Annotated in this window: 10 protein-coding genes and 1 tRNA gene; 7 read left to right on the top strand and 4 right to left on the bottom strand. The window is 32.4% G+C overall.

The genetic code is table 11. The features are described 5' to 3' along the window. The 4 genes from AABI72_RS01025 to AABI72_RS01010 form a co-directional block, all read left to right on the top strand. The coding region (locus tag AABI72_RS01025) for a methionyl-tRNA formyltransferase (protein ID WP_338363572.1) at nucleotides 1-608 on the top strand (608 nt) is incomplete at its 5' end. A gap of 75 nt (nucleotides 609-683) precedes the next feature. After that, the gene (locus tag AABI72_RS01020; RefSeq protein WP_338363570.1) at nucleotides 684-4958 is read left to right on the top strand and encodes a hypothetical protein; all 4275 of its coding nucleotides are present in this window, start codon (nucleotides 684-686) and stop codon (nucleotides 4956-4958) included. A gap of 77 nt (nucleotides 4959-5035) precedes the next feature. After that, entirely contained in the window at nucleotides 5036-5512 is a 477-nt protein-coding gene (gene ssb / locus AABI72_RS01015) for a single-stranded DNA-binding protein (protein ID WP_338363568.1), read from the top strand. A gap of 22 nt (nucleotides 5513-5534) precedes the next feature. Continuing rightward, the gene (locus AABI72_RS01010; protein WP_338363566.1) at nucleotides 5535-6449 is read left to right on the top strand and encodes an NAD-dependent epimerase/dehydratase family protein; all 915 of its coding nucleotides are present in this window, start codon (nucleotides 5535-5537) and stop codon (nucleotides 6447-6449) included. A 60-nt stretch (nucleotides 6450-6509) separates the two neighbouring features. Here the strand turns inward: AABI72_RS01010 and prfB are convergent. Continuing rightward, nucleotides 6510-7623, bottom strand: a protein-coding gene (prfB, locus tag AABI72_RS01005) for a peptide chain release factor 2 (protein WP_338363564.1) whose coding sequence is annotated in 2 segments (ribosomal slippage) — nucleotides 6510-7544 and nucleotides 7546-7623 — 1113 coding nt in all. Because the reading frame shifts where the segments join, the coding sequence is not laid out codon by codon here. A 123-nt stretch (nucleotides 7624-7746) separates the two neighbouring features. Here prfB and AABI72_RS01000 point away from each other — a divergent pair. From AABI72_RS01000 to AABI72_RS00990, 3 genes are all read left to right on the top strand, one after another. Next, nucleotides 7747-8160: an ExbD/TolR family protein gene (locus tag AABI72_RS01000; protein ID WP_338363561.1), complete on the top strand. Its 414-nt coding sequence runs from the start codon at nucleotides 7747-7749 to the stop codon at nucleotides 8158-8160. Nucleotide 8161: 1 nt separating this feature from the next. Continuing rightward, on the top strand, nucleotides 8162-9028 hold the full coding sequence (locus tag AABI72_RS00995) for a hypothetical protein (protein WP_338363558.1): 867 nt from the start codon (nucleotides 8162-8164) through the stop codon (nucleotides 9026-9028). Between the two features lie 54 nt (nucleotides 9029-9082). Beyond that, nucleotides 9083-9170: transfer RNA gene (locus AABI72_RS00990), tRNA-Ser, on the top strand. Between the two features lie 373 nt (nucleotides 9171-9543). Here AABI72_RS00990 and AABI72_RS00985 read toward each other — a convergent pair. Genes AABI72_RS00985 through AABI72_RS00975 form a run of 3 tightly spaced genes read right to left on the bottom strand, consistent with a single transcriptional unit; the run spans nucleotide 9544 to nucleotide 12073 of the window. Then, nucleotides 9544-10374, bottom strand: a complete 831-nt coding sequence (locus tag AABI72_RS00985) for an ABC transporter permease subunit (protein ID WP_338363556.1) — start codon at nucleotides 10372-10374, stop codon at nucleotides 9544-9546. Beyond that, nucleotides 10364-11098, bottom strand: coding sequence for an ATP-binding cassette domain-containing protein (locus AABI72_RS00980; RefSeq protein ID WP_338363554.1), 735 nt, complete (start codon nucleotides 11096-11098; stop codon nucleotides 10364-10366). Before AABI72_RS00980 ends, AABI72_RS00985 begins: the two co-directional genes overlap by 11 nt. Before the next feature lie 3 nt (nucleotides 11099-11101). Further along, nucleotides 11102-12073 carry an ABC transporter substrate-binding protein gene (locus AABI72_RS00975; protein WP_338363552.1) on the bottom strand — a complete coding sequence of 324 codons (972 nt, stop codon included), beginning with the start codon at nucleotides 12071-12073 and terminating at the stop codon, nucleotides 11102-11104. Nucleotides 12074-12190: the final 117 nt, after the last annotated feature.

The raw sequence follows: 12190 nt of genomic DNA, 5'->3' as shown, positions 1-12190 counted from the left end.
CAGCAAAATATGGTTGTATTAACGTGCATCCTTCACTTTTACCAAGATTTCGTGGTCCATCACCAATAAGGTATGCAGTTCTTTCTGGAGAAAAGAGAACAGGAGTTACTTTAATGTTCATGGATGCTGGAATGGATACTGGTGATATTATTGCACAAGAAGAGATTGAGATTTTAGATGATGACTATACTGCACTTAGTAAAAGATTGGTTGCACTTAGCATTAAAATGACTCATGAAAATTTGCCTAAAATATTTTCTAGGAACTACTTTCGTAAATTTCAAGATCATGATATTGCTACATATACTATGAAATTTACTAAAAAAGATGCACTGATAGATTGGCAAGAAGATTGCACAAAGATAATTCAAAAAATTAGAGCATTTACTCCAAATGCTTTTTTTTATCACAATGGAGATATTATTAAAATTATTAAAGCCAATTATAGAAATTGTGAACATCAAAAAATTTGTGGTACAATAGATATTAATAATATGGGTTTTGATATATATTGCAAAAATGGTCTGATTTCACCTTTAATACTACAGCGTGCAGGTAAAAAACCATTGATGGTTAAAGATTTTTTATTAGGTTATAAGATTAAATAATTGATTTATTAAATTAATTATTTATTTATTAATATACATCATAATTAATGTTATATATTTTAATAGAAATTTGCAGTGCCTAAATTTTTCAAAAAAAAAGCACCACCATCTAATGGTAATACCAATGTTAATATACCCATGGCTTTTCATGAAAAAAAACCAGGCAGATGGCAGCGATTTAAGCAATTTTTTAGAGATAAATTTAAATTTAGAGAAGAAATTTCTCTACCAGAAACTCCTGAAAAGGTTATAAAAGATTTTTCATCTAATGATATTGAAAATGTAGCACTAGATATTTTTGCTGCACCAGGAAGCAGAGCCTTTGATTTATTGGCAGACTTAAGAGATCTTGCTGGCACTAAAGCTGGTGTAAACACTTTATCAAATATTTTAACACAAGCATCACAGGTTATAAAGTCGTGGGAGAATGAATATTTACAAGCATCGAAATCTTCAAAGATTCATATTATACAAGAATCACTTGATAAAATTGATTATAGAGCTAATTTTTTATCTAGAGCTATTAAGCAATGCATAGAGAGAAAGCTGTCAGCAGATGAATTACATGAGCAATTAACACCATTAATTAAAATGCAAGATGATTCTACTGGATTAAGTTTTTCTATTCCAATTGGAGCTAAAGAACTGCGTGCAGCTGTAAATGATAAAAATCGTGCAGTTTTTAATCATTTGTCTGGTATAATATTAAAACAACCTGATTCCATTGAGCATGAGTTTGATGATGATGTGAAAATGGTTTTAAAGCATGGTTTATCGCAAATTACTGAAAATATTGATGTTGTTGCAAAGCTATTGAGCTCAAGTCATTTGATTGATTGTGCTGAATATGTGGCTGGATTAGATTTGGAGCCAGGACAAGTAGAAATGCAGTTGAATTTTATAGGCAAATGTGCAGATTTGTTAAGAAAGGATAATTCTAAGCATGCGGATGTTTTGTTGGTAAAATGTATGCAGGCTGCAGATAGTGTTAATTCTAACAATGGAGAATTAGCAACCAGACTTGCAGAATCATCTGAAATTGATATGTTTTATACTTTGCCCCAAGCATTGGAATTTATTGCAAAAAGACCAAATGATCCTATAAGAAAAAGGATTTTTAATGCATTAATAGATCGTGCCAACTTTAAGGATGCAGATAACACAATTTTGTCATTTTTAAGTCTTGGGTCAGATACTGCATTATCTGGAATTAAAAATGCCATTAGATCAGGAAAAGTTAGTTATAATGACATAATGGTTATGCTTTATTCTAGGGTTGCTACTGATGTTAAATCAGAATGTTTGTCTGCATATACTGCTGCATCCATGGATTCAATTAAACCAAGACAAAAAACAGATTTAATTAATGCTGCACTGGACAATGGAGTTGAGCAGAGTGTTTTGATTCAACTTATGTCTAGATTTTCTAGTGGTGCTGTTTTGGGTGGTAGAGCTAGTGATGTTGGAGTCAGTACTATAAGGAAAACTATTAAATATTTGAACCCTAGTGCTAGATTTCCATCTACAGATAGTTCAAAACTTTTAGTTGCTGCAGTTGATTTATTAAGACAGTGTGGGTTTGCTGATACAATAAAAGAAAACCCTGGCTATGCTCAGCAACAGTTAGATGATTTATTGCCAGAGATGTCTAATAGCTTAGTTTTGATTGCAGGTGCAGCAAAGTTGGTTGAATTTGCTGCTAATTCAGGTTTAAGTCTAGATAATTATTTAAATAATACAGCTATTAAGCATAATTTTTCTGCAGAGATTTTAAGTAAAAGTGGGATTGTTAGCCCTGGTTTGTTAAAACCAAATACTTTAATGCATTTTGCTGGCGCTGACAATGTTGGCTACATAAAGAATTTGCCAAAAATTGTTAGTAGTTTTGCTAACTCAAATTCTATTGGTCATGAACAGCTTGCATATGTATTGTTTACACCACATGACATGAATTATTATGAGCATAAAATGAGAGCAGTTACTGAAATGATAAAAGCTGCACCTAGGGCATTGAATAGTGCTATTTTGCAAGATTATATTAAGATGATGATGGCTGTTGATAATAGTGAGGTGTTAAATGATGCCAAAGATATTGTATCATCACATTCTCAGTGGGTGCCAAGCAGACTTAACAAAGATTTTTCAGAGCATTTGAGATTAGTGGTAAATGGTGATAAGAAGATCACCAAAATTGACTTAGAGAAATGTGCAAACCCTTTATACAAAAAACATGCTGAAGATATAGATAGAGTAAATATGCATCTTGGTATTAAAAGATCAGATAGTAATTCTATTTTTATTAATGAACATTTTATTGTAGAAGATATACATAGTGCTCTTTTTGGCTTAGCATCCAGTGTTGAGTTTTTTCGTAAAGATTTTTCAGAAGATTCTTTATATGGCATGGGTACTGCTAAAAGCCAAAAAAGAAATTTGAGCAAATTGGTTGGTGCTGGCCCTGATAGTGAAGACAGCAGCACTGTGCATCATGAGCCAGTTGAGCGTTTAATTGATCAAATAAAAAATCCATTGTTTAATGCTGCACTCAGTATTAAGGGTTTTGATGATAATGGACTACCATTGGGCAATATGGTTATACCTGGTAAAGAATATCAATTAAATAGCAGCAACAGAAAAAGAGTTCATGAGGCACAAGAGAGGTTGGGAAATTTAGCAGATAAATTTGCTATTATTGGCATCAGTGATGAAGGTGATTCTATGGAAGCCAATGTTGTAAAAGTTGCTAGTGATTTATTGGACACTGTCTTGGAAGCTAGGCCAAATCAAATTACAAAAGAAAGTTTTAATCAGTTAATGGATGTTGTAGAGTTTGTTACTAATCGTGTTTTACAAGTGTATGGAGTAGCTTATGAGCCATTAGTTGATTTTTCACAAAATATCGTACATAGTGTTGAGGAATTACGTACACAACATGCTGAAGATATAGAAAATTCAAATTTTTTTTATGGCAGACATGGGGTTGAGCTTGCTGAAACTATAAACAATATTAATGATATTATGTCAGATTCAGATTATGCAAATATTAGATATGCAATTGCACAACCTATAACTCTTTTAGCTGAAGTTGTTTATGATGTTGTTAATGGTGATGTAAAGTTAACAAAAGCAGGATGCAGAGGATTAACAAAGTTATTAAATGGAGTTTTGAGTGATATTAAACAGATGTCAGGTTTTATGGAATCAGATATAGCAAATAATTTACAAGCATTAACCAATCAGTTATCTGACAATCCTTCTGAAAGAATAGCATTACATGATTCTTTTAGCAAGCATACAAAAATTGCTTTAGAAATTGACAGATCTGTGTCACCTTATGTGTCCAAAGTTGTTAATGAACATTTAGATGCAATAGATGGATTGGTTAAGTTGTTAGAGAAAAAATCACCTGTTAATGCATCGTTTTATGGTGATTTACATGCCACTAAACGTTTATTGTCAAGCATTATGAAAAATGCTGGAGATGATAAAGATGATATAGCTAATAAAGCAAAGATGTTAAAAAAACGAGTTAGTGTTGTTATGGATGAGGCTAAAGCAAATAGTTTGGTAGTGGGTGTATCACAGAATATTAATATTATATTATTGAGAGCCAAGCACGCAGCATCATTGCAGGCAAAAGAGGAAAAATGTAAGAATTTTGCAGTTAATATAGGGACTAAGATTGAAAAAATTAATGAAATTAGTGCTAAAATACCTAAGGAGCAAAATAGTTATTTAGTAGATAAGAAGCTTTCTAGAGGTTTGGATAAAGCTGTTGCTGGTTTTGCTAGTGCCACAGCAGTTGTTAGTGGTGTGACATCATTTCCAGCACATGATGTGTTGGCAATGGCGATTAACCAAGTATCTACTGCAACAAATGTTGGCAAAAGATCAAATAATGTTGAGCATATAAACTTGATGAAAGAGTCAGTTGAAGAACTGACTGCTATTATGCAAGGTTTTCAAGAAACAGCTAAAGATTTTGCTACACCATATGTAGCACCAATGACTAATAGAAAAACAGCTGTTGTAGATAGAAAAGGCAATATTGGTAAGGATTTGACTGCTATGACAATGCCACCATTGCCTGGAATGTCTATTGATAATCATGCTAATAGTATGCCTGCTGGTCAACAGAATCAAGCAAATACTCAATCTGGTATTAGTCATTTGCCAAATAATAGATATCAAAATCAAACTGGTTTACGACAAATGCATGATATGAATAGCTGGCTTTTGAACAGAAAAACACCTCCACATACTAATGGTGGTCAATCTGCTTATTTAGATCGTTTACAGCAAGAAAGACAATACAGTAGTTATGGTGTCAATCCAACATTTGGGAGGTAGTTTTTTCAATAGCGGTATGTTTGCCATTTAAATCTTGTGTGATATAATATTTAAGATTTTCTTTTTAAGAGGCTAGTGTGGCAAGTGGAATAAATAAGGCAATATTAATAGGAAACACTGGTAAAGATCCAGTGGTGCGTTCTACGGCTAGTGGTGCTAAAGTTGCTAGTTTTCCTTTGGCAACTAGTGAATCATGGATAGATAAAACTACAAATAAGCGTCGTGAAAAGACTGAGTGGCACAATATAGTTATTTATGGTGATGGATTGGTCAGCATTACAGAGAAATTTGTTAAGAAAGGTACAAAACTATATATTGAAGGTACAATTCAAACACGTAGATGGGTTGATGCTGAAAATAATCAAAGAACTACAACAGAGATTGTATTGCAAGGTTTTAACTGTACATTAAGTATTTTAGACAAAAAGCAATCTTTATTATCTGATGATCCAGGATATCACGCATCTCTTGAGATGGATGGAGTGGAACAAATATCAGCAGAAAATACCAATAATTTAGATGCTGTTACTGAGGATGATGATATACCATTTTAATGTTTATATATAAAGGTACAATATGCGATGTGCTGTATTTGGTGCATCCAGCTTTTTAGCTAGATATGTTATAGAAAGGTTGCTTGCCAAAAAAAATAACACTGTTATTGCTTTTAGTAGAAATGCTGATAGTGCAAAGCATTTAAAAGTTTTAGGCTATCCTGGACAGATACGTATTGTTGAATATAATAATAAGTTACCTCATACTTTTATAGATAATTTTGATGTAGTTATTAATTTTATTGGTGCTATTAATGTTTTGTCACCAAAGAAAGATTTTTTTAAACTGCATTCTCAAATACCAGAGTTAATTGCACAAGAATGTATGGCACATAAAGTAAAAAATTTTATTCATTTTTCAGCTATGGGAATAAACAATAGCCCAACTTTATATGCTCGCAGTAAAATTAGTGGTGAGCGTGCAGTTATAGCTGCATTTCCAAGTGCTACTATAATAAGGCCTAGTTTAATGTATGGTACTGATAGTATGTTATTTAATTTTTTATACACAATAGCACAGGCTTATGTATATCCAATGATAAAATTAAAAACTATTTTTCAACCAATATTTGTTGATGATGTTGCAAAATTTGTACTAAGTGCTTTAGATAATAATATGGTTGGTATGTATGAAGTAGCTGGCCCAAGGGTTTACTCAATAGGCGAATTGATGGAAGTGTTTTCAAAAAGAAATCCAATGCATATGCATGTATGTATTCCAATATCATACAATATTGCACAATTTATATTTTATATAATGAATTTACCATTAATGAGAGTTTTTTTTGCTAAAAGTTATCTGTCAATAGATTGGTTAAAGTTTGTGCAAAATAATGCATTAGTAACTAAGAATAATGCACTTTTATCTTTGGGGATAAAGCCTGTGTGGTTGGAAAGTGTTTTAATAAAGTATTTTGCAAATAATAATGATGTTTAGAATTATTTTTGTTTACATAATACATATTATGTAATTTTTATACAATTTATACAACCTATTCTATTTATGATGTAATTTTTTGCTGAGTGCGGTTATAATAAAGTTATCAATCTCACCATTTAATACAGCTGCAGTATTTGGAGTGTCCAATCCAGTGCGAAGATCTTTGACCATATGATATGGATGCAAGACGTATGATCTTATATGATTACCCCATGCAATATCTGATTTATTGCTATTTGCTATATCTTTTTCAGTTTGTTTATTTTTCATTTCCAGTGCATAAAGTTTTGCCTTCAGCATTTTTAAGCAGCGTTCTTTATTTTTATGTTGTGAACGATCACTTTGGGACTGTGCTGATAAATTTGTTGGAACATGCGTTATTCTTACTGCACTTTCAGTTTTATTGACATGTTGACCACCAGCTCCTGAGGCTCTATATGTGTCTATTCTTATATCATCAGGTGAAATTTTGATATCTATATTTTCTTCTATTAAGGGATAAATCCAGACACTGGCAAAACTAGTATGCCTTTTAGAGTTTGCATCAAAGGGTGATATTCTTACTAAACGATGTACACCAGTCTCCATTTTGCTCCAACCATATGCTTTTTCTCCTGTGATCTTTACAGTTACAGATTTTATTCCAGCTTCTTCACCAGTTACTTGATCCATGATTTCATATTGGAAATGTTTTTTTTCACACCATCGTAAATACATGCGCAACAGCATTGCAGCCCAATCATTACTTTCTGTGCCACCTGCTCCAGCATTTATTTCCAAAAAACAATTATTATCATCATTTTTTCCAATAAAAAGACAATTTATTTCTTGCTTTACAGAGTTTTTATCTAGAGTTATGATATCTTTTGCAATTTCATTTAACACTTCTTCATTATGTTCATCTATGCCTATTTGTAAAAGCTCTATACATGTGTTGAGTTCATTTTCCAAGTTTTGTACAGATACAATGTTTTTCTCAATTTGTGATTTTCTGCATAGTTTTTGTTGTGCATTTACCTGATCATTCCATAGAACTGGACTATTCGTTTCAATTTCTAATATTTTTAACTCATTTTTTAAAGAGTTAATGTCAAAGACAGTCTCTTATTAAATTAATCCTGCTGGTTATTTCTTTGATTTTTTTATTTATCTCATGCAAATCAATATTCATATTTATTTAATTTAAAATTACTAGATTTTCCAATTATTATACTTTTCAAGTAGTTTTGCGCAAGTAATTGCAATTAAATTTTTACTATTGCATAATTGTATAAAATTATTATAAGTTATTTTAATGCTGTATAAAAAAAGAAATCGCACAGGAATGATGTGCAATTTAAATGTTACACCAATGGTTGATGTAATGTTGGTTTTGCTAGTAGTTTTTATGGTAACTTCACCTATGCTGATGAGCAATGTTGATATTAATTTACCAAAATCTGGTTCTCAATCAACTGAATCACAGCATTTTGAGCCTATTGTGGTTGTAATAGATTCTAAGGGTAGTTTATACTTAAAAGACAATCCTGTTGCACAAAAAGATTTACTTAATCAGATAGTGCTTTGGAGCAATGGGGATAAAGATATTGATGTACATATTCATGGCGATCAAGGGATAAATTATGGTAGAATAATGGAGACTATATCTTTAATAAATGATGCTGGTTACAGAAGAGTATCTCTTGTTGCAACCACTGATGCTGGTTAATATGCTTTATAGTAGATATTTAACTATTGGGAATTTATTATCTGCTGTTTTGCATATTTTTATATTTGTTCTAGTAATAAACTCTACTGGGAAGAAGAATATCAGTAAGTTTTCTGAAGAATATAAACAGATAATAACTGTTGATATAGTGAAAATTGCAAAAAAAACTAACATAAAAATAGCAGCAAGTACTGACAGTTCATCTAATATGATTTTTGCAAACTCTGATACAACTGAAACAATAGATGCAAAAGAAAGCAAGATAGTTGTTGAAAATAATAAAACAGAAAAACAGTCAACTAATACAATTAAAACTTTGCTAAGTGACAATAAAGATAATAAAAAGAATTTTGCTGCACCTGTTCTACCACCTGTGGCTAATAAGTTTACTGCTCCAAAATTACCAAACAGTAAACTACAAAAAGAGATAAAGGATGAATTATCTGATTTGTTGAAGAATATTACAACCACTAATAATAAACTAGCCAATAAACAAAAAAATATAATGAATTCAGATGGGTTAAAAGGTTATACTGATACTACATTTGATAAAAAACATGAACTAACGATAAAAATTCAAGATTTATTACAGAGTAAGTTTTTGTCCTGTTGGAATATGCCAGTTTCAGCAAAAGGTTTGCAAGATATGAATATAGAAATTAAAATTAGCTTATTAAAAGATGGTAGTGTTACTCATGCAAAAGTATTAGATTCAATACGCTATAAAGAAGATAATTTTTTTCAAGTTGTTACTGATAGTGCACTGCGTGCTATAAATATCTGCTCACCAATAAAAGAATTGACTGATTATGATTATGATTTATGGTCAGAATTTACTTTGATATTTGATCCAGGGTTATTTTTGTAATAAATACTTATTTGACTTGATGATTATGTTGTTTAATGTTAGCATAGAATGTTTGGAGAGGTGGCTGAGTGGTTGAAGGCGCACGCCTGGAAAGCGTGTATACGTTTACGTATCAGGGGTTCGAATCCCCTCTTCTCTGCCAGCTTTTCATTCTCGAAAAATTTTTGTTGAATTTTTTAGGTTTACAAAGATGCCAAAAAACTTCAGTATTCAATGGCTTTCACCTTTAACACAGAAGCATCTTTGTAATTAACATGAGCAAGCATAAGCATGAGCATTGCTACTGTCTCATCTATATTTGTATATTTCATCAGCTTTGATATATTTTATTTTAGACATTTCATCAAGATTTGTACCAAGTGTGGCTATTTTTGCACCTAAAAAATATGGCAAATCAAAATCCACCCACTTTTATTCCAACTACTCATTTCATATGAGGCAAAATCTTGTAGAGTGCAGCCTTTAAAGAATGGCTGCACATGTAAAAACTTTACCTTTGGGTAAAATTGAACTTATCAGCTAACATTTTTACCCTCTTTTTGTATTGCAAGTACAATTAATGCTATGCTTCCTGTAAAGAACTTTAAGTCTGATGGAGCAAGACCAAAAGATAAAGCAATCCCTTGGATTTGTTGATAAATAAGTGCGCCAATGATAGGGGCTGCTAGTTGTTTTGCTATTGTATTATTTCCCACGATTGATTCTCCAATCATAAGACTTGCCAATCCATGAATCACTATGCCAACACCCATACCTACATCCATGAATTGTTGCATTTGTACTATTAAGCTGCCCGCAAGACCAAACATAGAACCTGCAATGAATAAGCCTAAGCTTGTGTATTTATTGACACTAATCCCATGAGTTACAGTGAACTTTGGATTATGGCCTACCATTTGAAACCGCAAGCCAAAATCAGAATGTAAAAACAAGAAAAAAGGTAGTATACAAATCCCAACAATAATAATCAGTGACATAAGGTCAAGGTTTATGCCACCTATCTCAAATAATGCTATATTTGGTTTACCCATAATCCTGAGGTTAGCGCTATAAGCCATAGTGCTAAGTATTATCCCAGCAAGCAGGCTGTTGACCTTAAGATGCAAAGCAACTTGAGATGTGCCTATTGCCAGCAATCCTCCTGCCACAACAGCAGCCATAATAGCTAATATTTGTGGCATACCTACAACTACTAAGCTCGCATATACTGCACCTCCAAGTGGATAGGCACCTTCTGCTGTTAAATCTGGAAAATTGAGGAAACGGAATGGAATCATAATACCAAAGGCGATAATTGATAGTATTAGCCCTTGCAATATTCCTATATGTAAAAGTTCAATTGTCATTTTTATCCCCAGAGATTAAGAGTTGATCTTCATACTGATGAAACATTGCAAGCAGATCATGCACAGTCATGGATTTTTTTTGTGCCCCTTGGATATCTAACACTATTTTGCCTTGGTGGAGCATAATTAAGCGATTAGCATATTTAATAGCATCATCCATTTTATGCGTAACCATTATAGTAGTGAGCCCAAGATTTACGGCTTGTTTGTGCGTATACTCCATAAGTAACTCCTGCATTTTAGGATCAAGTGCTGAGGTATGCTCATCCAACAGCAAAATTTGCCTACCAGAATTAATTGCCATCAGAGTTGCAATCATTTGCCTTTGTCCACCAGATAACATTTTTAGAGGTTGGTCAATATATTCCTCTAAACCAATATCCAATTCTTTTAACCTTTGGATAACTTGATTTTTGTACCTTCTATAAAACAGTAATTTTGGTGTTTTTATTTCACTTAAGACAATATTCTCAAGCAGAGTCATTTCAGGTATAGTACCTAAGTTTACATCTTGTGCAACTTGTGCCACATTGCTATTTAGCTTTATTGCTCCAGAATTCATTCTATGCTCACCACTTATCAACTTAAGTAAAGTAGATTTACCACATCCATTTGCCCCAATTAGAACACAAAAATCTCCACGTTTTAAAGATAGGCATATGTTGTCTATTACAGGACTGGAAAGTCCTTGAAATGATTTTATAACTTTTGTAATCTTAATCATAAATCACTCCACAATTTCTATATTGGGAGGAATGGTAATGCCTAATTTTATTGCAAGCTTTTTATTTATTACGCCACAATGATCCTCAGATGTTGGATATAATGGAGTCATATCACTAATTTTTTGTCCCCGTAGAACATCTGCTGCAAGTTTTGCTGCATTTCTACCAACAGTTGTATAATCAATACCAAAACTTGCAAGTGCTAACCCATTCTTCACAGCTTGCACTTCTACGTTAAATACAGGAATGTACATCTTAAGAGCCTCAGCGCTGATTACTGGCAATGTTGGTTGGATTGGTCCACTTGTTCCTACATATATAAAATCTACTTTGTTTTTGAATTCTTTCATTCTGATCTGTGCATCACGTGCTTGTTCCAGTGGTACTGCAATCACAGACATATTAAAGTCTGAGGCACTTGTTTTCATCATATTAACTAATGCATTATCGTTAGCTTCTGATGTTGCATACAATAGTCCAACCCTCCTTGCTTCTGGTAAAATTGATTGAGAAAATTTTAGAAATGCTTTTAGGTCTTGCTTGTCAGAGCTGCCTGTAATATTGCCATCAGATTTGTATTGATCTTTGATTAATCCAGCTTCTATGGGATCTGTAATAGCTGTATAAATTAGAGGAATATCATGAATTTTACCTTTAGCTGCTTGTGCAATAGGAGTTGTCATGACCAAGATGGCTTTAGGATTTTTAGCCTTAAGGTTAATAAGCATTTGTGAGATTAAATGTGGATCAAATCCAACATCTGCAATTTCATATCGTATATTTTGATTTTCAGCAAAGCCTTCCATTTGCATCTGGTCTTTAAAACCAGAGATAGTAGCATCAAGTGAAGCATGTGAGCCATAATTAGCTATGGCCACAATTGGCAATGATTCATTTTTAGCTATGAAGTAATTAGTATATAAAGCGGTAAGTAAACATAATATACTTATTGCAAATATTGTTTTTCTGAACATAAAAGTTCCTGATTGTGTTAAATAGAAATGTTAGTTAATTTGAAGGATGCATGAACATTAAACATGCATAAATTTTCCATTATGGAAGGATATAAGTATACTAAAGGCCAAACGACC

Source organism: Candidatus Xenohaliotis californiensis (genome assembly GCF_963930935.1).
Lineage (GTDB): Bacteria > Pseudomonadota > Alphaproteobacteria > Rickettsiales > CAWVOK01 > Xenohaliotis > Xenohaliotis californiensis.
This window is presented reverse-complemented; position numbering and strand designations above follow the sequence as displayed.